Here is a 22,847-nt window from a genome sequence, read left to right on the forward strand (position 1 = left end):
GTTGATAGGCCGGATGTGGAAGCCCAGTAATGGGTGAAGCTGACTGGTACTAATAGGCCGAGGGCTTGTCCTCAGTTGCTCGCGTCCACTGTGTTGGTTCTGAAACCACGAACGGCCCCATGTCATGGTCACGGCATGGTGCGGCTGCATGTGTTTCACAGTGTTTCGGTGGTCATAGCGTGAGGGAAACGCCCGGTTACATTCCGAACCCGGAAGCTAAGCCTTACAGCGCCGATGGTACTGCAGGGGGGACCCTGTGGGAGAGTAGGACACCGCCGAACAAATATTACGGGAAACCCCCGCACCTCACGGTGCGGGGGTTTTCTGCGTTCAGGGGTGTGATGGTTTTGACGGGCTCTCTTTCAAGAGAGCCCGTTTGTTTCTATAGGCGTCCCGCCGCTTTCAGTGCCAGGTAGGCGTCTGCGAGTGCGGGGGCCAGTTGGTCCGGTGTCGCGTCGACGACGGTGACGCCGTGCCGGCGGAGCTGGTCGGCTGTGCGATGGCGTTCTGTCCGGGCCTGGGCGGCGGCTGCGGCTTCGTACACGGCCTCGGCATTGCCGCGGGACGTGGCCATGCGGGCGATGTGAGGATCGGCGACCGATGCCACCAGGACCGTATGGCGCTGGGTGAGTCGGGGGAGGACGGGAAGGAGGCCTTCCTCGACCGGGGCGGCGTCCAGAGTGGTCATGAGGACGATGAGGGAGCGCCGGGGGGCCGTGCGCAGGGCTGTGGCGGTGAGGCCACGGGCGTTCGTTTCGACCAGTTCGGGTTCGAGGGTGGCCATGGCGTTCACCAGGGAGGGGAGAACGTCGCGGGCTGTTCGGCCCTGGACGAGGGCGCGTACGCGGCGGTCGTAGGCGAGGAGGTCGACTCGGTCGCCGGCGCGGGATGCCAGGGCGGCGAGGAGGAGTGCCGCGTCCATGGAGGCGTCGAGGCGGGGGGCGTCGTCGACGCGTCCTGCGGAGGTGCGGCCGGTGTCGAGGACGAGAAGGATGTGGCGGTCGCGTTCGGGGCGCCAGGTGCGGACCGCGACCGTTGAATGGCGGGCTGTGGCGCGCCAGTCGATGGAGCGGGTGTCGTCGCCGGGAACGTATTCGCGCAGGCTGTCGAACTCTGTGCCCTCGCCGCGGGTGAGGACGCTGGTGCGGCCGTCCAGTTCGCGCAGGCGGGCCAGTTTCGACGGGAGGTGCTTGCGGCTGGTGAACGGGGGGAGGACGCGTACGGTCCAGGGGACCTTGTGGGTGCCTTGTCGGGAGAAGAGGCCGAGGGGGCCGTAGGAGCGGATCGTGACGCGGTCGGTGTGATGGTCGCCGCGGCGGGTGGGGCGTAGGCGGGTCGTGATGCGGCGGCGTTCGCCGGGTGGGACCGTCAGGCGGTGGCGGGAGGCCTCCGTCTCCGTGCCTGGTTGCCAGCTGCTGGGGGGCCAGGCGTCGCGGAGATGCGCGCGCAGGGGGCGGCGGGACGGGTTGGTGATGGTGAGGGTGATGTCCGCCGGGTCGCCGAGGCGGGCGGAGGTGTCGCCGGAGCGGGTCAGGCTCAGTCGGCGTACCGAGGCGGCCAGGGCGAAGTCGCAGGCGCAGGCCACGGCCAGGGGGGCGTTGACCGCGAGGATGCCAGTCCAGCTTGGGCCCCAGATACCGACGGGGAGGGAGCCGAGGGCCGCGAGGAGGGCCGTGCGTCCGGTGAGTGCCATCAGCGGGGTACGGGGACGTGGGTGAGGATCGCGTTGATGACGGAGTCGGCCGTGACGCCTTCCATCTCGGCCTCCGGCCGGAGCTGCACGCGGTGGCGGAGGGTGGGGAGGGCGAGGGCTTTGACGTCGTCGGGGATGACGTAGTCGCGGCCGGTGAGCCATGCCCAGGCGCGTGCGGTGGCCAGGAGGGCGGTCGCGCCGCGCGGGGAGACGCCCAGGGTGAGGGACGGGGATTCGCGGGTGGCGCGGCAGATGTCGACGACGTAGGCCGTGATCTCGGGGGAGATCGTTGTCTTGGCGACTGCGGCGCGGGCGGCTTCGAGGTCGGCCGGTCCTGCGACGGGGCGTATGCCGGCGGCGTGCAGGTCGCGTGGGTTGAAGCCCTCGGCGTGGCGGTTGAGGACGTCGATCTCCTCCTGGCGGGAGGGGAGCGGGATCGTCAGTTTGAGGAGGAAGCGGTCCAGTTGGGCTTCGGGGAGGGGGTAGGTGCCCTCGTACTCGACGGGGTTCTGGGTGGCGGCGACCAGGAAGGGGTCGGGGAGGAGGCGGGGCGTGCCGTCGACTGTGACCTGGCGTTCCTCCATCGCTTCGAGGAGGGACGACTGGGTTTTCGGCGGGGTGCGGTTGATCTCGTCCGCGAGGAGGAGGTTGGTGAAGACCGGGCCGGGCTGGAAGGAGAACTCGGCGGTGCGGGCGTCGTAGACGAGGGAGCCGGTGATGTCGCCGGGCATGAGGTCGGGGGTGAACTGGATGCGCTTGGTGTCGAGTTCGAGTGCCGAGGCGAGGGCGCGGACGAGCAGCGTCTTGGCCACTCCGGGGACCCCTTCGAGGAGGACGTGCCCGCGGCAGAGCAGGGCCACGACCAGCCCTGTCACGGCGGGGTCCTGGCCGACCACGGCCTTGGAGATCTCGGCGCGCAGGGCCTCCAGGGAGGCGCGGGCGCGGCCTGGATCCCCGGTGTGCCCGGCGTTGTCAGTGGTCGGGTCCATCATGGACGGCGTACCTCTCTTTCGAGGGCGTCGAGTTGGTCGGCGAGCGCGATCAGGGTCGCGTCGTCGCCGGGTGGTGGGCCGAAGAGGAGGAAGTGCAGGGACTGTCCGTCGCCGTGAAGGTGGGCGGACAGGGCGGGGACGAGTGCCTCGGGCGTGTGCGCCTGGGTGACGGGGACGCCCAGGAGAGGGGCGAGGCGGGTGCGGGTGGTGGAGCGAAGAGCGACGGCCGCGCGGTCGCGGGCGTTGGCCTTGCGGTAGAGGCGGGCGCGGCCTTCGACGGTCTCGGAGGCGCGGATCGCCACGGGGAGTCTCTCGGGCACGAGGGGGCCGAGTCGGCGTGCCCGCCAGAGGGCGGCGAGGGCTGCCGCGACGAAGAGCTGGAGCGTGCCCCAGAGCCAGCCGGAGGGCAACAGGTCGAAGAAGCCCTTTTCGTCGTCCGGGTCCGTGGCGGCGGTGTCGGAGAGCGAGGGGAGGTACCAGACCAGATGGCTGCGGGAGCCGAGGAGTTGGAGGGCGAGCGAGGCGTTGCCCTGCTTGTCGAGGCGGTTGTTGTAGAGGATGTCGGGCGCGCCGAGGACCACGGTGTCGCCGTCGCCGGAGGTGTCCGGGACGCGCAGCAGGGTGGCCAGGCGGGCGCTGGGGTAGCACTTGTCGGCGCCGAGGTCGCGGGTGGTGTAGCGGATGCCGCCGGTTTCCGCGGTGCCGGCGCGGCGGGCGGCGGGCAGTGCGCAGTCGGGGGAGAGCGCGGAGCCGCGGCTGTTGGCGGGGTCCGCGGTCACGCCGGGTGCGAGGGTTTCCACGGACCAGCCGGTGGGGGCGACGAGGAGGGTGCGGCCGCCGGAGCCGGCGATCGCCGAGTGGAGGTCGCGCTGTTGGCGCTCCGTCAGGAGGTCGGGGGTGGCGACCAGGAGAGTGGTGTCGGGGCTCGCTGCGGTGCGGGCCCCGGCCAGGGTGGTGACGACGCGGGTGGACACGCCGCGGTCGGCGAGGAGTGCGGCGAGCGCGCGGCTGCCGTAGGGGTCGGCGGAGCGCGGGTCGAGGGCGCCGTGGCGGGCGTCGGACTGGAGCACGGCGAGTGTGACGGCGCCCGCCAGGAGCAGCACGAGGGCGAGAGTGACGCCTCGTGCGCGGGTCCACAGCAGCCGGGCGGTGGGCGAGGCCGAGGTGGACGGGAGCGTGGCCTCGGTCGTCATTCGGAGGCTCCCTGGCGGGCGGGGTGGGCCGCGGTGTGGGTGCTGCTCGCTGTCAGGTGGGGCTTGGCGCGTTCCAGGTCGAGGTCGAGTTCGGCCATGCGCGTGTACGACTGCTGGGTGGCCCGGCGGCCGCCGTATGTCACGTCGTCGAAGTCACGGGCGGCGGCGCTCAGTCGGTCGGTGTGCGCGGGCAGGGTGCGGCCGGCGTCGGCGGCGGCCTCGTCGGCCGTGCGGCCGGGGCGGACGTCGAGGAGGGCGCGTTCCTCCAGGGAGCGGACGATGGCGCGCGTGCGTTCCTGGACGGCCTGGTTCCAGTGGCCCTGGGCGGCGTGTGTCTCGGCGGCGGCGCGGTGGTCGGCGGCGCTGCGGGGACGGTCGTCGAAGAGGGCGGCGGTGGACGTGGGCCGGCGGCGCGGGGAGCCCAGGCGCCACCACAGGGCGCCCACGACGGCCGCTACGGCCAGGATCACGACCAGCAGGCCGAGGGTGCCGCCGGGGGTGGCGGTCGAAGCGGTGCCGAGCAGGTCGCCGATCCAGTCCCAGAGGGTGTCCAGGGCGCGCTGGAACAGGCTGGGGTCGTTCTGGTGGTACAGGTCCTTGGACAGCTCACGGCGGGCCGCTTCCCGCGCGGGGTCGCGCGGGACGGTGACCGGCGGCTCGTGGCCCGAGCGGGCCGACGACAGCACGGTGCCGTCGCCCGCCCGCAGCAGCGCTGCCATGGTCCTGTCGGCGATGCGGGGCAGGGCCGCCGGGACCGCTTCGGTACTGCCGGGCAGCAGGGACCGGACGGGCAGGCCGCCCGGGAGTGGCAGTGCGGTGAAAACGCCCCCCGCCAGGTTCACCGCATCAGCTCCCCGGGGTGGTGCCGACGGCGGAGGGGCCGTAACCCTGGAGGCCCGCGGCGCGGGCCAGGTCGAGGTCGAGGGCCTCCCGCCGGATGCGCTGGTCGACGTAGAGGAGTACGTAGACCCCTGCCGAGATCGGGAAGGTGATCATGGAGCCGATGACCGAACCGATGCCGCTGACGATCAGGTAGGTCCAGCCGTAGTCGCTGCTCGCGTCGGCCATGCCGCTGATCCCCCCGTCGCTCAGGGCCATACCGATGAGCGCGAAGGGGACGACGACGATCATCGAGACGAGGTTCGCGATGATCAGGGCGAGCAGCTGGATACCGAAGACGCGCCACCAGGAGCCGCGGGTGAGCTTCGCGGAGCGGCCGAACGCCTTTTTGATGCTCTGCTTCTCGAGCATCAGGGCGGGCGAGGCGAGGGAGAAGCGGACCAGCAGCCACAGCACCAGGCCGATCGAGCCGAGGATGCCGAAGGCCATCAGCGCGGCCCCCGCGTCCGAGCTGCCCGCCGCGCTCACGAGGATGCCCGGCAGCAGGCACACGAGGACGGTCACGGCGGCGATCAGTACCAGCAGGAAGATCAGGCCGAACAGCTTGAACACCTGGGGGCGGGCGTCGCGCCAGGCCTCCCCGAGGGTGACCGGTTTACCGAGGACCGCCCGGCTGGTGACGGCTGTGAGCAGGGCGGTCGCCGTGATGGTGCCGATGAGGGCGATGAGGAGGACGGGGCCGGAGGCACGCATGGCGTCGCCCATGGCGTTGAGTTGCTCGTCGGCGGTGGCGCTCGGCTCGCCGAGAGCGGTCGTGTCCGTGCCTTCGAGGAGGAGGCCCTGCAACAGGACGACGAAGATCTGGGTGATGACGGCGACGGTCAGCGAGATGCCCAGGACCGTGCGCCAGTAGGTGCGCATCGTGGCGACGGCGCCGTCGAGGATCTCGCCCACGGCGAGCGGGCGCAGCGGGATCACGCCGGGCTTCGCCGCCGGCGGGGGGCCGCCCCAGCCGGCACCCCAGCCGCCGTGAGCGCCGTAACCGCCGTATCCGCCGGGTCCGGGGCCTGCGGGGCCGCCGGGGTATCCGCCGCCCGGTCCGGAGGGCGGGGGCCCGCCCCAGCCGGGGCCGGGCGGAGGAGGCGGCGGGGGCGGCGGGCTCTGGCCGGCGTCGCGGCCCGGGCTCTGGGGTCCCGCGGGCGCGGACCACTGGCCGGGGCCGGGGGGCGGCTGTTCCTTGGACCACTTCGTGCCGGGGCTCTGCGGGTCCTCGCCCGGCTGGTCCGCGGGCCGGGCGTCGGCGGGGCGGTCCGTGGGCTCGGCGGGGTGGGACGCGCCGGGCTCCTGTCCGTCGGACGGGGCGGATCCGGGCGAGGCCCAGCCCGGAGTGTCTTTCATCGTCGCTCCTTCACGGTGCCCGTCCGCGGGCGCGGCGGCAGGTTGGGAGCCATCGTGCCATGGGGCGCTCACCGGGTGACCGGCCGCGGTAGGGGCTGCACACCTTCAATTGTCCGCCGGATCCGGGGCAGACTGATCGCATGGCTGATCAGTACGCGCAAACCGGCGAGGACAAGCGGCCGACCGAGGTACCTGCGATCCGTTGGGAGGAGTTGCCCGAGGGTCCTGTTCTGGTCCTTCTCGACCAGACGAGACTGCCGGCCGAGGAAGTCGAACTGGTGTGTACGGACGCGTCCGTGCTGGTGGAGGCGATCAGTTCGCTGGCCGTGCGTGGGGCACCGCTGCTCGGCATCGCGGGGGCGTACGGCGTCGCGCTCGCCGCCGCGCGGGGTTTCGACGTGGAGGACGCCGCGAACGCCCTGTCGGGCGCCCGGCCCACCGCGGTGAACCTGTCCGTCGGCGTGGGCCGGGCGAGGGCCGCGTACCAGGCCGAGCTCGTCAAGGGCGGCGATCCGGCGCAGGGCGCGCGGGCCGCGCTGGCGGCGGCCCGGCAGCTCCACCGGGAGGACGCCGAGGCCAGTGCCCGGATGGCAGGGCACGGGCTGGCGCTCCTCGACGAGTTGCTGCCGGGCGGCGGCCACCGTGTCCTCACGCACTGCAACACCGGTGCGCTGGTGTCGGGCGGGGAGGGGACGGCGTTCGCGGTCGCGCTCGCCGGGCACCGGGCGGGGCGGCTCCGTCGGCTCTGGGTGGACGAGACGCGGCCGCTGCTGCAGGGCGCGCGCCTCACGGCGTACGAAGCGGCGCGCAACGGCATGGCGTACACCTTGCTGACGGACAACGCCGCGGGTTCGCTCTTCGCGGCCGGGGAGGTGGACGCGGTGCTGATCGGGGCGGATCGCATCGCGGCCGACGGGTCGGTGGCGAACAAGGTGGGGAGCTATCCGCTCGCGGTGCTGGCGCGGTACCACCATGTGCCGTTCATCGTCGTGGCGCCGTTGACGACGGTGGATCTCGCGACGCCCGACGGTGCGTCCATCGAGGTGGAGCAGCGCCCCGGGCACGAGGTGACGGAGGCCATGGCGTCGCAGGCGCCGGTGATGGGAGCGGGAGCCGGGACTCCGGTGGCGCCCCTGGGGACCCAGGCGTACAACCCCGCGTTCGACGTGACGCCGCCCGAGCTGGTGACGGCGATCGTCACGGAGGTAGGTGTGGTGTCGCCGGTGACGGCCGATGCGCTCGCCGAGCTGTACGGAAGGGCGCGCCAGGGCGGGGAGGCACTGTGATCGCCCGTCGGTAGGCGCCCGCGTGCGCCGGGCGCGTGCCTACGAGCGTGCGGGTTGGCCGGCGATCAGGAGGGTCGTGCCGGCGGGGCGGAAGCCGAGGCGGGCGTAGATGCGGGCGACTGTCTCCTGCGCGTAGGCGAGGAATATCGTCTCGATGCCGTGGGCCCGGGCGTGGGTGACCAGGGCCGCGGTCACGGCGGCGGCCAGCCCCTGGCGGCGGGCGGACGGAAGGGTGCCGACGCCGCCGATCTCCGTGGTGGCGTTCGCCGGGTGGTAGTGGCCGGTGGCCAGGGGAGTGCCGTCCGGCGCAAGGGCGGCGACGAGGGTCTTGTGTCCGGCGCGGATCGTGGGTCGGACCGCGGCCACCGTGCCGTCCTCGGTCAGCTCCTTCGCCCGCCCCGACAGCTTTGCGCGGTCGGACGGGCCCGTCGCGGGGGCGGGTTCACCGGTGGCGGGCTCCGTGGCGAAGGCCAGGTGCGGGAGCGCGAGGGCCGCGGGCAGTGCGGGATCGTCCGCGGTCAGCGCGCGCAGTGTCACGCCCTCCGGCAGGGGCTGTGGAGGGAGCGGGTGGTCGGGTGGCAGTGCCATCAGCGGGCGTCGCAGCACCGCGAGGCCGGCGGCCTCGATACGGGCACGCAGCGCGGGCGCCGACTCGGCGAGCCATTCGAACGCTTCCGGCACCCCGAGTTCACGCTGGCGGGCACGCACCCGGGCGATGTCGGCGGCTTCGACGGAGGCCGAGCCCGCCGCGGTGGGCTGGGCGTGCCCCGGGCCGCCGTAGTAGGGGGCGCCGGGTTCCTTCCGTACGAACAGGCGCAGCGGGCCGAAGTCCTCGGCGTCGGCGAAGAGGAGGGGAACGGTGGCGTAATACCGCTCGATGCGGTCGCGCAGCGGGTCACTCATGCGGCGCATCCCACCACTGGACGGTGCCGTACCGCACCGAGATTTCCCGCAGGGACCGCCGTCGAAACCGACGGCGCGACCCCGAGGGCGGACAGGGCCCGCCCGCTACGACTGTGGTCACAGGCCGGTGACCCCGCTCACCTGCGTGTCTCCCTCACCGGGAAGAGGAACGTCGGCGGTACGGCGTGAGTCGGCGGCGGCAGCAAGGAAGCGGAGGACGGGCACGGCGTCCCGGCTCTTGCCGCTGTCGGCGGTCGCCCGCACGTGGACGAGCTCGGTCAGGTTCCGGGTCAGGCCAATGTCTTCGACAGGGCAGCCGTGAGAGCCGCAGAGAGGAGCCGCAGCGCCCGCTTGGCGGCTTGGCCCCTTCGTCCCGTGCGAGCGCCTGTACGACCCCACGCAGTTCCTTGCCGCGCACGATGACCGTTGAGGGTCGCTCCCCTTCGGCTCCCGGCCTCGATCTCGGCGGGGGCCACCGCGATCGCGATGCCCGGCGCTGCGGTGGGGTCGCCCGCTGCCGTCATCACGCGGACCGTGCCCACGATGGGGGCGAGGGCGACCAGGACGTCCGGTACCTGAGCGGCGGTCAGATCGGCCTTGCGCGCGCGTCCTTGCGCGCGCGTCGACGTGGGTGAGGCAGGAGACGGGGGGCGCGTCCGAGGCCGCGAGCGCGGCGAGGCGGGTCAGGATGAGCGTGTCCGGCGACAGACCGCATCGTTCGAGGGAGTCGATGGTCATGGCGGCGAGGGTGTCCACGACCGGGGTGTCGGATGCTGTGGACACGCCGAATGCTCTCCTTGAGGCGCCGATGACGCCGAGATGGTGTGCGCGGCGGACGCGGACGGAAGCGGGCGTCCGCGGGCGCCACGTCCTCGTTCGACCGTGGGGGCGTTCCGGGCGGTGCGCGCGTGGGAGCCGCCTGCCCGGCCGATGCCACCAACCCTCTCGGGAGCCTGGGGCAATCCCTCACCCCGGCTCGCCCAGGGCCCCTCGGAGCCCGCGTCGTCACGCGACGGCTGCGGGAGCTTCCTCTGAGTCACGACGTCCGTGCGTCGAGCCGGTGTCCGGACCGCCCGACATCGGTGCTGACATCGACGTCGGCGGACCCGGGCAGACAGTGACCGCCCCGTACGACTATCGTCACTGGCCGGTGAGCCTTCTCACCTGCGCCGCCTTCACCGTTATGAGAATGGGATGATGTCGTTTATGAAGGGACGAGTCCTTGTCGTCGACGACGACACCGCACTGGCCGAGATGCTCGGCATTGTGCTGCGTGGTGAAGGTTTTGAGCCGTCTTTCGTGGCCGACGGTGACAAGGCGCTGGCCGCTTTCCGTGAGGCGAAGCCCGACCTGGTGCTGCTGGATCTGATGCTGCCCGGCCGGGACGGCATCGAGGTGTGCCGCCTGATCCGGGCGGAGTCCGGAGTGCCGATCGTGATGCTCACGGCGAAGAGCGACACCGTCGACGTCGTCGTCGGACTGGAGTCCGGCGCCGACGACTACATCGTGAAGCCGTTCAAGCCGAAGGAGCTGGTCGCCCGGATCCGGGCACGGCTGCGCAGGTCCGAGGAGCCGGCGCCGGAACAGCTCGCCATCGGCGATCTGGTCATCGACGTGGCCGGTCACTCCGTGAAGCGGGAAGGACAGTCGATCGCGCTGACGCCGCTGGAGTTCGACCTGCTGGTCGCGCTGGCGCGCAAGCCCTGGCAGGTCTTCACCCGCGAGGTGCTCCTCGAACAGGTGTGGGGCTACCGGCACGCCGCCGACACCCGCCTGGTGAACGTGCACGTACAGCGACTGCGCTCCAAGGTCGAGAAGGACCCCGAGCGACCGGAGATCGTCGTGACCGTCCGTGGCGTCGGATACAAGGCAGGACCCAGCTGACATGTCCGGTGACAGTGCCGCTTCGGCCCCCGGTCGGTCCGGGGCCCGTCCACAGCGGCCTGTCGGCCGTAGGACGCCGGGTTCACGCTTCGCGCGTCTCCTCGAAGGAGGACTGCTCCAGGGCGGGGTGCAGGGCAGCCCCGTTCTGAGGCTGCTGCTGCGCTGGGTGCGTCGGCCGCTGCTGCCCGTCATGCGGCTGTGGCGGCGCAACATCCAGCTCAAGGTCGTCGTCACCACGCTGCTGATGTCGCTGGGCGTCGTCCTGCTGCTGGGCTTCGTCGTCATCGGGCAGGTGCGCAACGGGCTGCTGGACGCCAAGGTGAAGGCGTCCCAGAGCCAGGCCACCGGCGGATTCGCCGTGGCGAAACAGAAGGCCGACGAGGCCGCCAGCGCGGCCGCCGACGACGGCACCCCGGCGGACGGCGGCGCCTCCCAGAACGTCATCGAATGGATGAGCGAGCTCGTGCTGTCGCTGTCCAGCGGTGGCCAGGGCGCCTTCGACGTGGTCACCCTGCCTCCCGGCGACGTCAGCGGCGTCGCCCGCGGCCCGCGTGCCTCAGGCTTCGTCGACCCCGACAAGAGCGTCCCGGAGAACCTGCGCGAGCAGGTCAACAGCAGCACCGGTGCGGCCCAGAGCTACTCCCGCATCATCTACCTCAGCGACAAGGACTCCCAGCCGGCCCTGGTCATCGGCAAGCAGGTCAACGACCCCAACGGCGATCCGTACGAGCTGTACTACCTCTTCCCGCTCACGCAGGAGGAGAAGTCGCTGAGCCTGGTCAAGGGCACGCTGGCGACCGCCGGGCTCTTCGTCGTCGTACTCCTCGGCGCCATCGCGTGGCTCGTGGTGCGGCAGGTCGTCACACCGGTGCGGATGGCCGCCGGTATCGCCGAGCGGCTGTCCGCCGGGCGGCTCCAGGAGCGGATGAAGGTCACCGGCGAGGACGACATCGCCCGCCTCGGCGAGGCCTTCAACAAAATGGCCCAGAACCTCCAGCTGAAGATCCAGCAGCTGGAGGACCTGTCCCGCATGCAGCGACGGTTCGTCTCCGACGTCTCGCACGAACTGCGGACACCGCTGACGACCGTACGGATGGCCGCCGACGTCATCCACGACGCCCGCGTCGACTTCGACCCCGTCACCGCACGGTCCGCGGAACTGCTCGCCGACCAGCTCGACCGGTTCGAGACACTGCTCGCGGACCTGCTGGAGATCAGCCGCTTCGACGCCGGCGCCGCCGCCCTGGAGGCCGAGCCGATCGACCTCAGGGAGGTCGTGCGGCGGGTCGTCAGCGGGGCCGCGCCGCTCGCCGAACGCAAGGGGACGGCCGTACGCGTCATCGGCGACCAGCAGCCCGTCGTCGCCGAGGCAGACGCCCGGCGCGTCGAGCGGGTCCTGCGGAACCTGGTGGTCAACGCCGTGGAACACGGCGAGGGCAAGGACGTCATCGTCAAACTGGCCGCCGCGGGCGGGGCAGTCGCGATCGCCGTGCGCGACTACGGCGTCGGGCTCAAGCCCGGCGAGGCCACCCGCGTCTTCAGCCGGTTCTGGCGGGCCGACCCGGCACGCGCGCGTACCACGGGCGGCACCGGTCTGGGGCTGTCCATCGCCCTGGAGGACGCACGCCTGCACGGCGGCTGGCTCCAGGCCTGGGGAGAGCCCGGCGGCGGCTCGCAGTTCCGGCTGACGCTGCCCAGGACCGCCGACGAACCGCTGCGCGGCTCGCCGATACCGCTCGAGCCCAAGGACTCCCGCCGCAACCGCGGAGACCTCGACGACGCGGGTCAGCCGCGCGGCGGAGACGAGAAGAGCGCGACGGTGCCCGTACAGCCCGCCGATGAGCAGCAGTCGGCCGCACGGAGCACCCTCGGGCCCCGCATGGCCGGCACAACGCCCACGGCCGACCCGACGGCGCTGCCCGGCAACGGCGCGCGCGTAGTGTCCCGGCCCGCGCCCGGAACGGTCGGCGGGGGGCGCAGACAGGACGAACCGCCCGCTGCGGAGACGGCACGCGGCGAGAAACCGGAACACACGGAACCGGCACGCTCAAGAGACGACGACGGGGACGCGGCCGACGCGCGGGACACGACACCGAGGGGGACTCCGGACCGGCCGAACGCCGACGCGGAGGGCTCGGACCAGCATGGGGAGGCATTTCGTGGGCGCTGAGTGGCGCGAGGGGGAAACCCGGCGCACGCCGGGGCGCGCGGTGGCGTACGCCGCGTGCGGCGTCGTCCTGCTGGCCGGGTGCGCCTCCATGCCCGACAGCGGCGATCTGCGCGGCGTCGAGTCCACACCGCGCCAGGACACCCAGGTACGGGTGTTCGCGATGCCGCCCCAGGACGACGCGCAGCCCTCGGAGATCCTCCAGGGCTTCCTCGAAGCGCTCACCAGCGACGACCCGGGCTACTCGACCGCACGGCAGTACCTGACCGACAGAGCCGCCCAGAGATGGCAGCCGGAACGGTCCACGACGGTCCTCGCGGACGGACCGGCGACCGAGGCCAGACCCGCCGGCACCAGGGAGGACGGCGACGACTACTCCTACGTCCTGACCGGCACGAAGGTCGCCGCCGTCGACGCCCAGCAGTCGTACGCGCCCGCGTCCGGCACCTACGGCCAGCCGGTCCACCTCAGCCGCGACAAGAAGACCGGGCAGTGGCGCATCGACTCCCTCCCCCAGGGCGTCGTCATGGGCAAGTCGGACTTCCAGCGCAACTACGTGTCCGTCAACAAGTACTACTTCGCCTCCAACACCACGGCCGACGGCTCACGGCCGCCCATGGCCGTCGCCGACCCCGTCTACGTCCGTGAACGCGTCGACCCGGTGACGCAGATGGTGCGCTCCGTGCTCACCGGACCCACCAGCTGGCTCCGTCCCGTCGTCAGATCCAGCTTCCCCACCGGAACGGCCCTTCCCAAGGGCGTCACCGCGCTGACCCCCGACGACCAGAACAAGCTCACCGTGCCGCTGAACGACAAGGCGGTCCACATCGGACAGGGCAAGTGCGAGGAGATGGCGGCCCAGCTGCTGTTCTCCCTGCAGAGCCTGACCCCCGCCGTCGACGAGGTCGCGCTGCGCTCGGGCGGCACCCAGCTGTGCTCCCTCGCCGAGGACCGGGCCGCGGCCGTCGCCGCACGCGGGTCCGAAACCAGCCCCGGCTACCTGTACTTCATCGACGGCCAGCACCGCCTCGTACGGATGACGAGCGGCAGCGGCAACACCAAGGCCGACCCCGTGCCCGGAGCGCTCGGAGACGGCACCAAGGCACTGCGCTCGGTGGCCGTGGCCCGCGACGAACACAGCGCCGCCGGAGTCGCCCTCGACGGCAAGACGCTCTACGTCACCTCCACCGTCTCCGGCAGCTCCATCGGCGACCCCGTACTCCAGAGCAAGGGCAAGACCGAGACCGACCGGCTCACCACCCCCAGCTGGGACGCCCAGGGCGACCTGTGGGTGGCCGACCGCGACCTCAGCGCTCCTCGGCTGCTCCTGCTGCAGAAGGGCGGCGGCCGGCCCCTGGAGGTGCTCACCCCGGGGCTGGACGGCCGTATCAACGCCGTACGCGTGGCCGCCGACGGGGTGCGGATCGCGCTCGTCGTGGACAAGGGCGGCAAGCAGTCCCTGCTCATCGGACGGATCGAACGAGGCCCGGGCACCGGCGAGCAGCCGTCCGTGTCGCTCCAGGAACTGCGCTCCGCGACACCGGAGTTGGAACAGGTCACGGCCGTCTCGTGGGCCGGGGACAGCCGGCTCGTGGTCGTCGGACGCGAGTCCGGGGGCGTGCAGCAGGTGCAGTACGTGCAGTGCGACGGCTCGATCCCCGAGGCGGGGACACTGCCCGGCCTCACCGAGGTCACCAGTATCGCCGCCTCCGAGGACAGCGACATCCCGCTCTTCGCGACCTCCAAGGACGGGCTGCTCTGGCTGCCCGGCGGAAGCGGGTGGCGGACGTTGAAGGAGACCGCTTCGGTCGCGTTCTATCCGGGGTGACTCTTTTCCCGGGACCGCGCGGCGACTTCAGCGGAGCAGAGCGGACCCGGGACTCGGGGCAACTGCCCGGACTCCTTCTTCTTTGGCCCGGCTTCCCTCAGGAAACTGCTTTCGGCCTGCTCCTTTCTGCTGGTCAGATCGACTACCGTCCGCCTTTCGACGGTCGTCCGACCACCTTCACGCCCGCCTTCACTCCGCCTTGTCGTGAGTTTTCCACAGGCCTCCCCAGGCGGTTTTCCACAGGGGTGGCGGGCCGCTCCCCAGGTCGGCAGAGTGGAGGACGTGGAAGGCGTTCGCAGATGGTGGCAGGAACTGGCCGGCCTGGTGCTCCCCGCTGACTGCGGAGGCTGCGGAAGCGCGCGTACGATGCTCTGCCCGCAGTGCCGTGCGGCGCTGGGCGGAGCCGCGCCGTTCCGGGTCCGACCGGTACCGGAACCGCCCGGGCTGCCCGCCGTGCACGCGGCGGCCCGGTACGCGGACGAGGTACGGGCGGTGCTGCTGGCCCACAAGGAACGCGGCGCCCTGGCGCTGGCCCGACCACTGGGGGCGGCGCTGGCGGGGGCTGTGCGGGCGGGGATGGGGGAGGTGGGGAGGGGGGAGGGCCCCCCGTCACCCGCAGGCGTACTGCTCGTCCCCGTCCCCTCCGCCCGTGCCGCGGTGCGGGCGCGTGGTCATGATCCGGCGCGACGGATCGCGTTCGCGGCGGCCGGTGAGTTGCGGCGGGCCGGGGTGCCGGCCCGGGTGGCCGCGGTGCTGCGGCAGCGGCGGGCCGTGGCCGACCAGTCGGGGCTCGACTTCCGGCAGCGGCTGGACAACCTGGTGGGCGCGCTGACGGTGGCGCCCGGGGGTGCGCGGGTGCTGTGCGGTGGTCCGGTGGTCCTCGTCGACGACGTGGTCACGACCGGCGCCTCGCTGGCGGAGGCGGCGCGCGCGGTGCGGACGGCCGCGGCGGCGGAGCGGGCGGGACAGGGGGAGAGTGAGAGGGGGCAGTGCGGGGAGGAGGCGACGGGTGTGTTGTGTGGTGAAGGGCCGACGGCCGTGTATGTGGGCAGTACTCGGGAAGGCAGAGAGAAGCTGTCCGGAGCGGAGGAGGGAGCCGTGGACGGGGTGCCGAAGAGGCTGATGGGCGGTGCCGGCAGAGCCGGTGACGTGCTCTGCGCGGCAGTGGTCGCCGCGTCGCCGGACTCTCTCGAAATAAACCGGAACTGAGCGAGAACTTGTGTCGTTGCAGGTAATGAGAGGGCCCATTCGCCTGAACGGAGGTACGCCGCAGTAGAGGGTGACGACATCCGTCCGGGCGAGATATGTTCGGTTGTGAGGGAAAGCCGCAGGCCACACCTCTCCTATCCGACTGCCGTGCTGCGGTTTTCGTAATCTTCCGCAGCACCTGGGGTGTAGATCTCGCCCATGGGGGAGGAGGAGGTGGAAGTCACCAAGTCCGAGGTTCCGGTGCTCACCGGAGCCTGGTGCAAAAGGGAGATGCTCCGCCACTGAAGCGGAGTGATCCGGGAACGGAGTTCTGCGTGGACATCGTCGTCAAGGGACGCAAGACCGAGGTGCCCGAGCGGTTCCGCAAGCACGTGGCCGAGAAGCTGAACCTGGAGAAGATCCAGAAGCTCGACGGCAAGGTGATCAGCCTCGACGTGGAGGTGTCCAAGGAGCCCAACCCCCGACAGGCGGACCGGTGCGACCGAGTGGAGATCACGCTCCGCTCCCGCGGTCCTGTGATCCGGGCGGAGGCTTCGGCCAACGACGCGTACGCGGCACTCGACCTGGCGGCGGAGAAGCTGGATGCCCAGCTGCGCAAGCAGCACGACAAGCGTTACACGCGCCGCGGTGCCCGCAGGCTCTCCGCGGCAGAGGTTCCCGACCATGTCCCGGGTGTGGCGACGCTCAACGGCAACGGCCGTCCCGTCCCCGCCGGCGAGTCGGAGAGCGTGCCGACGAAGAAGATCGGCTCGCTCGAGGTGCAGGGCGACGGCCCCCTCGTGGTGCGCGAGAAGACCCACGTCGCCGCGCCGATGACACTCGACCAGGCCCTCTACGAGATGGAACTGGTCGGACACGACTTCTATCTGTTCGTCGACTCCGAGACCAAGCAGCCAAGCGTCGTCTACCGGCGTCACGCCTACGACTACGGCGTGATCTACCTCGACACCGACCCGATGGTGGCCCAGGCGCACTCCCCCGAGGCGGGCGGCGCGCTGGGCGGCTGATCATGCTCGGTGACAGCTGAGCGGTGTGCCCCTGGAGCGCTGTGTGCGCCCCCAGGGGCACCCGTGTGCGACCCCTTCGGGCACCGCTCTGTCACCGCGTTGTCGTCCGGGCATGGAATCATGGCCAGGGCGGCTCAACCGGTGGGCCGCTGCCTTGGGTTGGCGACGGCACTGGACCACGGCCACAGCCTTCAGGGGGAGGAACGATGGCGGACAGCTTCGGACCGATGCGGGACGACGATGCCGACGACGGCGTCGTCGGCATGGGCCCGGACGGGGGCACCTCACGCAAGGAGCCGATCAGAGTCCTTGTCGTGGACGACCACGCCCTGTTCCGCCGTGGCCTGGAGATCGTTCTCGCGGCCGAGGAGGACATCCAGGTCGTCGGTGAGGCGGGGGACGGCGCAGAGGCCGTGGACAAGGCGGCCGACCTGCTGCCGGACATCGTGCTGATGGACGTACGGATGCCCAAGCGCGGTGGTATCGAGGCGTGCACCTCCATCAAGGAGGTGGCCCCCAGCGCGAAGATCATCATGCTGACGATCAGCGACGAGGAGGCCGACCTCTACGAGGCGATCAAGGCCGGCGCCACCGGCTATCTCCTCAAGGAGATCTCCACGGACGAGGTCGCCACCGCGATCCGCGCGGTCGCCGACGGGCAGTCGCAGATCAGCCCCTCCATGGCGTCGAAACTGCTCACCGAGTTCAAGTCGATGATCCAGCGGACCGACGAGCGTCGGCTCGTGCCCGCGCCGCGGCTGACGGACCGCGAGCTGGAGGTGCTCAAGCTGGTCGCCACGGGGATGAACAACCGTGACATCGCCAAGGAGTTGTTCATCTCCGAGAACACCGTGAAGAACCATGTGCGCAACATCCTGGAGAAGCTTCAGCTGCACTCCAGGATGGAGGCGGTGGTGTACGCGATGCGGGAGAAGATCCTTGAGATCCGGTGACTTCGGTGATCGCCGTGACTTCGGTCAGCGCCGTGACTTCGCTGATCGCCAAGGCTCCGGTCATCGCCCTGACCCTGGTGATCCCTTGATGCGAGCCTGAGTCGGGCCTTCATCCCGGTCTGGTCCCGGTCTGATTCCGGAGGGTCCAGCCCCGGTCCCGGCTCGGGTCGCCGCGCGACTCCGGCACGGTTCAGGCCAGTGCGCGGGTGAGTTCCTTCATGAGGGGCTCGCGCAGGTCCGGGGCGTCCACGCGCTCCACGCGCACGTCCGTGCAGTCCACCCAGGTCGCCGCCTCGAGCAGGGCCTGGGCCACCGCCGGGACCGCCTTCGGGCCGTCCAGGCTGACCTGCCTGGCGACCAGTGTGCGGCCCTCCCTGGCGGGGTCCACACGGCCGACGAGCCGGCCGCCGGCCAGGACCGGCATCGCGAAGTAGCCGTGGATCCGCTTGGGCTTGGGGACGTAGGCCTCCAGGCGGTGGGTGAAGCCGAAGATCCGCTCGGTGCGCGCCCGTTCCCAGATCAGGGAGTCGAAGGGGGACAGGAGCGTGGTGCGGTGACGGCCGCGCGGGGGCGTTTCCAGGGCCGCCGGGTCGGCCCAGGCGGGCTTGCCCCAGCCCTCCACCGTGACCGGGACCAGGCCCGAGTCGGCGATCACGGCGTCGACCTGTTCGCCCTTGAGACGGTGGTAGTCGGCGATGTCCGCGCGTGTGCCCACGCCGAGCGACCGGCCGGCCAGGCGGACGAGGCGGCGCAGGCACTCGGTGTCGTCCAGTTCGTCGTGCAGCAGGTCGGCGGGTACGGCGCGTTCGGCGAGGTCGTAGACGCGCTTCCAGCCGCGGCGCTCCACGCAGACCACCTCGCCGTACATCAGCGCGCGTTCCACGGCGACCTTGGTGCCGGACCAGTCCCACCACTCGCTGGTCTTCTTCGCTCCGCCCAACTCGGTCGCGGTGAGCGGGCCTTCGGCGCGGAGCTGCTTGACGACCTGGTCGTACGTGCCGTCCGGGAGGGCGTGGTTCCAGTGCGGGCGGGCCCGGTAGGCGCGGCGGCGGAAGGCGAAGTGGGGCCATTCCTCGATGGGGAGGATGCAGGCGGCGTGGGACCAGTACTCGAAGGCGTGCGGTCGTGCCCGGGGCGTCTCCATGGACACGGGCTTCCAGTAGGCGTCCTCGACCGTCTTGCGGCCGACCGCTCCCAGGCGGGCGTAGGGGATCAGCTCGTGGGAGCGGGCCAGGACGGAGATCGTGTCGAGCTGGACCGCGCCGAGGTGACGGAGTGCTCCGCGGACGCCGGCCTTGCGGTCGGGTGTGCCGAGGAAGCCCTGCGCGCGTAGGGCGATGCGGCGGGCTTCGTCTGCCGAGAGGGTGGTGGCGGGGCGCGGGGTCGTCATGGCTCGCACGATAGGGGGTGGGACTGACAGCGGGGGGTGAGCTGGGGGTTCGGGGTGCGGGTGGGCACGCGCGGGGCTCCTCGCTCCCACCGTCCGTCCCCTTTCCGTCCCTGCGGCTGTCGCTCCTCCCGCGCCTTTCCGTCCCTGCGGCTGTCGCTCCCTCCCGGCCCTTCCCGTCCTTGGGGGCTGTCGTCCTGAGACCCCCGCTTCGGTCCCGGAAGGGCCTCGTCCTCAAACGCCGGACGGGCCGGCTGTATCCCCGGTGTGCTTGGAAGGCGCCGGAACGTACGGCGCGGTGGACGGGAGGCCGAGGTCCGACGGGAGCAGGGAGGCCAGCCAGCAGTCCCGTCGTACGCCCTTGTTGTTGATGGCCGAGCGCAGGGTGCCTTCCAGGGTGAAGCCGGCGCTCTCGGCGACCGCGCGGGAGGCGGTGTTGCCGATTTCGGCCCGCCATTCGACGCGGTCGACGGAGAGGGTGGTGAAGGCCCAGCGGGCGGAGGTGAGGACGGCCTCGGTGGTGTAGCCGTGGCCGCGGTGTTCCTTGGCCGCCCAGAAGCCGACCTCGGCCGTGCCGAGGGAACGCATGGTGAGGCTGAGGGCGCCGGTGAGGGTTCCGTCGGGGAGGAAGACGCCGAAGGTGAACATGGAGCCGGTGGCCCAGCCTTCCGGGGCGAGCAGCTCGATGAAGCTCCGGGCGTGCTCGGGGAGGTAGGGGGAGGGGATCGTGGTCCAGCGCTGGATGTCGGGGTCCTGGGCGGCGGTGTACACGGCGTCGGTGTCCCGCGGGTCGAGGGGGCGCAGGACGAGGCGGGGGGTGGTGAGGGTGACGGGCTCGAGCTCCATCGGCCGATTCTGCTCGGGGGGCCGGGCGGGCGCCATCTTTTTTGCTGTCCGTGAGCGGGTGATCACAATTCGCGCAATTCGTCTGCCGGACGCGGCACCATCGGCGGGGCCCGGCCGTTGTCCACTTTGAAGAAGATTTTGAAACACGAGCGCAGCAGTGTGCGGTCCTCGTCGCGGCAGGCCTCCCGGGGCGGCGGGGTCCTCGCATACGATGGCCGTTGCTCAGCAAGCCCAATGGAAACCGACCGTCCCAGGCCCGACCGGCAAGGAGACCAACCCCCGTGTCCGTCCTCTCGAAGATCATGCGTGCAGGCGAAGGCAAGATCCTGCGCAAGCTGCACCGCATCGCGGACCAGGTCAACTCCATCGAAGAGGACTTCGTCGACCTCTCCGACGCCGAGCTGCGGGCCCTCACCGATGAGTACAAGCAGCGGTATGCCGACGGTGAGAGCTTGGACGACCTGCTGCCCGAGGCCTTCGCCACCGTGCGTGAGGCCGCCAAGCGCGTCCTCGGCCAGCGTCACTACGACGTCCAGATCATGGGTGGCGCAGCGCTGCACCTCGGCTATGTGGCCGAGATGAAGACCGGTGAGGGCAAGACGCTCGTCGGCACGCTGCCCGCGTATCTGAACGCGCTGTCCGGCAAGGGCGTTCACCTGATCACGGTCAACGACTACCTGGCCGAGCGCGACTCCGAGATGATGGGCCGCGTCCACAAGTTCCTGGGCCTGGATGTCGGCTGCATCCTCGCCAACATGACGCCGGCGCAGCGCCGCGAGATGTACGCGTGCGACATCACCTACGGCACGAACAACGAGTTCGGGTTCGACTATCTGCGCGACAACATGGCGTGGGCGCAGGACGAGCTGGTCCAGCGCGGCCACAACTTCGCCATCGTCGACGAGGTCGACTCCATCCTGGTCGACGAGGCGCGTACGCCGCTGATCATCTCCGGCCCGGCCGACCAGGCCACCAAGTGGTACGGCGACTTCGCCAAGCTGGTGACGCGCCTGAAGAAGGGCGAGGCCGGCAACCCGCTCAAGGGCCTCGAGGAGACCGGCGACTACGAGGTCGACGAGAAGAAGCGCACGGTCGCCATTCACGAGGCCGGTGTCAGCAAGGTCGAGGACTGGCTGGGCATCGACAACCTCTACGAGTCGGTGAACACCCCTCTGGTGGGCTACCTGAACAACGCCATCAAGGCGAAGGAGCTCTTCAAGAAGGACAAGGACTACGTCGTCATGGACGGCGAAGTCATGATCGTCGACGAGCACACCGGTCGTATCCTCGCCGGCCGCCGCTACAACGAGGGCATGCACCAGGCGATCGAGGCGAAGGAAGGGGTGGACATCAAGGACGAGAACCAGACGCTCGCCACGATCACCCTTCAGAACTTCTTCCGCCTCTACAAGCGTCACGACCATGACGACAAGGAACAGCCCGGCCTCTGCGGCATGACCGGTACGGCGATGACCGAGGCCGCGGAGTTCCACCAGATCTACAAGCTCGGTGTGGTCCCGATCCCGACGAACAGGCCGATGGTCCGCAAGGACCAGTCCGACCTGATCTACCGCACCGAGGTCGCGAAGTTCGAGGCGGTCGTCGACGACATCGCCGAGAAGCACGAGAAGGGCCAGCCGATCCTCGTCGGCACGACGTCGGTCGAGAAGTCCGAGTACCTGTCGCAGCAGCTCTCCAAGCGGGGTGTCCAGCACGAGGTGCTGAACGCCAAGCAACACGAGCGTGAGGCGTCGATCGTCGCCCAGGCCGGCCGCAAGGGCGCCGTGACGGTCGCCACCAACATGGCCGGCCGTGGTACCGACATCAAGCTCGGCGGCAACCCCGAGGACCTCGCCGAGGCGGAGCTGCGCCAGCGCGGCCTCGACCCCGAGGAGCACATCGAGGAGTGGGCCGCCGCGCTGCCCGCCGCCCTGGAGAAGGCCGAGCAGGCCGTCAAGGCCGAGTTCGACGAGGTCAAGGAGCTCGGCGGCCTCTACGTGCTCGGCACCGAGCGGCACGAGTCGCGTCGTATCGACAATCAGCTGCGCGGTCGTTCCGGCCGCCAGGGCGACCCGGGCGAGTCCCGTTTCTACCTGTCGCTGGGTGACGACCTGATGCGGCTGTTCAAGGCGCAGATGGTCGAGCGCGTGATGTCGATGGCGAACGTGCCGGACGACGTGCCGATCGAGAACAAGATGGTCACGCGCGCGATCGCGTCCGCGCAGTCGCAGGTGGAGCAGCAGAACTTCGAGACGCGTAAGAACGTCCTGAAGTACGACGAGGTCCTCAACCGTCAGCGTGAGGTCATCTACGGTGAGCGGCGTCGCGTCCTGGAGGGCGAGGACCTCCAGGAGCAGATCCTCCACTTCATGGACGACACGATCGACGCGTATGTCGGCGCGGAGACCGCGGAGGGCTTCCCGGAGGACTGGGACCTGGACCGGCTGTGGGGCGCCTTCAAGCAGCTCTACCCGGTGAAGGTCACCGTCGAGGAGCTGGAGGAGGCGGCCGGTGACCGGGCCGGTCTGACCGCCGAGTTCATCTCCGAGTCCATCAAGGACGACATCCGCGAGCAGTACGAGTCGCGGGAGTCGCAGCTCGGTTCCGAGATCATGCGTGAGCTGGAGCGTCGGGTCGTGCTGTCGGTCCTGGACCGCAAGTGGCGCGAGCACCTCTACGAGATGGACTACCTCCAGGAGGGCATCGGTCTGCGCGCGATGGCGCAGAAGGACCCGCTGGTCGAGTACCAGCGCGAGGGCTTCGACATGTTCTCCGCGATGATGGACGGCATCAAGGAGGAGTCCGTCGGCTACCTGTTCAACCTGGAGGTCCAGGTCGAGCAGCAGGTCGAGGAGGTCCCGGTCGAGGACGCCGCGCCGGTCGACATGGCGAAGCAGGACGTGGTGCCGGCGCAGGCGGGTTCGCGTCCGGAGATCCGGGCGAAGGGGCTGGACGCTCCGCAGCGTCGTCAGCTGCACTTCTCGGCTCCGACGGTGGACGGTGAGGGCGGCACTATCGAGGGCGACTTCGACAGTGACGACGACGAGCCGGTGCGTTCCGAGGCCGACGGCCTCACCCGCGCGGAGCGCCGCAAGCAGGCGAAGGCCGGGCGGCGCCGCAAGAAGTAAGGCGCGTTCGCCCGCGGCGCGTTCGTCTGCGGCACGTGCGTCCGCGGTCTGTCGGCCCGGGCGGGACGTGCGAGGTGCGATGTGACGTGCGTCGTCACGTGGGACGTGCCGCGTGGTCTGACGGCGCCGTGGG

General features: G+C 70.9%; 17 protein-coding genes and 1 rRNA gene. 9 read left to right on the forward strand and 9 right to left on the reverse strand.

All coding sequences use genetic code 11. The features are described from left to right. The first annotated feature begins 164 nt into the window (after positions 1 to 164). Positions 165 to 281 (forward strand): 5S ribosomal RNA (gene rrf / locus ACIPFH_RS00005). A 101-nt stretch (positions 282 to 382) separates the two neighbouring features. Here the strand turns inward: rrf and ACIPFH_RS00010 are convergent. From ACIPFH_RS00010 to ACIPFH_RS00030, 5 genes are all read right to left on the reverse strand, one after another. Then, positions 383 to 1,693, reverse strand: coding sequence for a DUF58 domain-containing protein (locus tag ACIPFH_RS00010; RefSeq protein WP_401821495.1), 1,311 nt, complete (start codon positions 1,691 to 1,693; stop codon positions 383 to 385). Continuing rightward, a complete protein-coding gene (locus tag ACIPFH_RS00015; protein WP_401823653.1) occupies positions 1,693 to 2,682 on the reverse strand; it encodes an AAA family ATPase in 990 nt (329 codons plus the stop codon). Before ACIPFH_RS00015 ends, ACIPFH_RS00010 begins: the two co-directional genes overlap by 1 nt. Further along, a complete protein-coding gene (locus ACIPFH_RS00020) occupies positions 2,682 to 3,878 on the reverse strand; it encodes a DUF4350 domain-containing protein (protein ID WP_401821497.1) in 1,197 nt (398 codons plus the stop codon). Before ACIPFH_RS00020 ends, ACIPFH_RS00015 begins: the two co-directional genes overlap by 1 nt. Then, positions 3,875 to 4,597 carry a DUF4129 domain-containing protein gene (locus ACIPFH_RS00025; protein ID WP_401823655.1) on the reverse strand — a complete coding sequence of 241 codons (723 nt, stop codon included), beginning with the start codon at positions 4,595 to 4,597 and terminating at the stop codon, positions 3,875 to 3,877. The genes ACIPFH_RS00020 and ACIPFH_RS00025 overlap by 4 nt, the downstream gene beginning before the upstream one ends. Before the next feature lie 127 nt (positions 4,598 to 4,724). Next, complete coding sequence (locus tag ACIPFH_RS00030) at positions 4,725 to 6,116, reverse strand: hypothetical protein (RefSeq protein ID WP_401821499.1); 1,392 nt, start codon at positions 6,114 to 6,116, stop codon at positions 4,725 to 4,727. A gap of 140 nt (positions 6,117 to 6,256) precedes the next feature. On the opposite strand from ACIPFH_RS00030, the gene mtnA reads away from it, so the two are divergent. Next, a complete protein-coding gene (gene mtnA, locus ACIPFH_RS00035; protein ID WP_401821500.1) occupies positions 6,257 to 7,402 on the forward strand; it encodes an S-methyl-5-thioribose-1-phosphate isomerase in 1,146 nt (381 codons plus the stop codon). Between the two features lie 39 nt (positions 7,403 to 7,441). Here mtnA and ACIPFH_RS00040 read toward each other — a convergent pair whose 3' ends face one another. Together ACIPFH_RS00040 and ACIPFH_RS00045 are read right to left on the reverse strand one after the other, a co-directional pair. Beyond that, on the reverse strand, positions 7,442 to 8,314 hold the full coding sequence (locus tag ACIPFH_RS00040; protein WP_401821501.1) for a GNAT family N-acetyltransferase: 873 nt from the start codon (positions 8,312 to 8,314) through the stop codon (positions 7,442 to 7,444). A 108-nt stretch (positions 8,315 to 8,422) separates the two neighbouring features. Beyond that, on the reverse strand, positions 8,423 to 8,569 hold the full coding sequence (locus tag ACIPFH_RS00045; RefSeq protein WP_401821503.1) for a hypothetical protein: 147 nt from the start codon (positions 8,567 to 8,569) through the stop codon (positions 8,423 to 8,425). 930 nt (positions 8,570 to 9,499) lie between these two features. On the opposite strand from ACIPFH_RS00045, the gene mtrA reads away from it, so the two are divergent. From mtrA to ACIPFH_RS00075, 6 genes are all read left to right on the forward strand, one after another. Further along, positions 9,500 to 10,189 (forward strand): two-component system response regulator MtrA, encoded by a 690-nt coding sequence (mtrA, locus tag ACIPFH_RS00050; protein ID WP_187281934.1) that lies wholly within the window; start codon positions 9,500 to 9,502, stop codon positions 10,187 to 10,189. A gap of 1 nt (position 10,190) precedes the next feature. Beyond that, a complete protein-coding gene (gene mtrB / locus ACIPFH_RS00055; RefSeq protein WP_401821505.1) occupies positions 10,191 to 12,359 on the forward strand; it encodes an MtrAB system histidine kinase MtrB in 2,169 nt (722 codons plus the stop codon). Further along, the gene (locus ACIPFH_RS00060; RefSeq protein WP_401821507.1) at positions 12,334 to 14,184 is read left to right on the forward strand and encodes an LpqB family beta-propeller domain-containing protein; all 1,851 of its coding nucleotides are present in this window, start codon (positions 12,334 to 12,336) and stop codon (positions 14,182 to 14,184) included. Before mtrB ends, ACIPFH_RS00060 begins: the two co-directional genes overlap by 26 nt. A gap of 273 nt (positions 14,185 to 14,457) precedes the next feature. Beyond that, positions 14,458 to 15,393, forward strand: coding sequence for a ComF family protein (locus ACIPFH_RS00065; RefSeq protein WP_401821509.1), 936 nt, complete (start codon positions 14,458 to 14,460; stop codon positions 15,391 to 15,393). A gap of 314 nt (positions 15,394 to 15,707) precedes the next feature. After that, positions 15,708 to 16,400, forward strand: a complete 693-nt coding sequence (gene hpf / locus ACIPFH_RS00070) for a ribosome hibernation-promoting factor, HPF/YfiA family (protein WP_356255070.1) — start codon at positions 15,708 to 15,710, stop codon at positions 16,398 to 16,400. 206 nt (positions 16,401 to 16,606) lie between these two features. Further along, entirely contained in the window at positions 16,607 to 17,353 is a 747-nt protein-coding gene (locus tag ACIPFH_RS00075; RefSeq protein ID WP_020133042.1) for a response regulator transcription factor, read from the forward strand. Between the two features lie 190 nt (positions 17,354 to 17,543). Here ACIPFH_RS00075 and ACIPFH_RS00080 read toward each other — a convergent pair whose 3' ends face one another. Together ACIPFH_RS00080 and ACIPFH_RS00085 are read right to left on the reverse strand one after the other, a co-directional pair. Then, on the reverse strand, positions 17,544 to 18,743 hold the full coding sequence (locus tag ACIPFH_RS00080) for a winged helix-turn-helix domain-containing protein (protein ID WP_401821511.1): 1,200 nt from the start codon (positions 18,741 to 18,743) through the stop codon (positions 17,544 to 17,546). A 231-nt stretch (positions 18,744 to 18,974) separates the two neighbouring features. Then, positions 18,975 to 19,586: a GNAT family N-acetyltransferase gene (locus ACIPFH_RS00085; protein WP_401821513.1), complete on the reverse strand. Its 612-nt coding sequence runs from the start codon at positions 19,584 to 19,586 to the stop codon at positions 18,975 to 18,977. A 281-nt stretch (positions 19,587 to 19,867) separates the two neighbouring features. On the opposite strand from ACIPFH_RS00085, the gene secA reads away from it, so the two are divergent. Then, positions 19,868 to 22,714 (forward strand): preprotein translocase subunit SecA, encoded by a 2,847-nt coding sequence (secA, locus tag ACIPFH_RS00090; protein ID WP_356255061.1) that lies wholly within the window; start codon positions 19,868 to 19,870, stop codon positions 22,712 to 22,714. Positions 22,715 to 22,847: the final 133 nt, after the last annotated feature.

Source organism: Streptomyces sp. NPDC088157 (genome assembly GCF_044741545.1).
Taxonomy (GTDB): domain Bacteria; phylum Actinomycetota; class Actinomycetes; order Streptomycetales; family Streptomycetaceae; genus Streptomyces.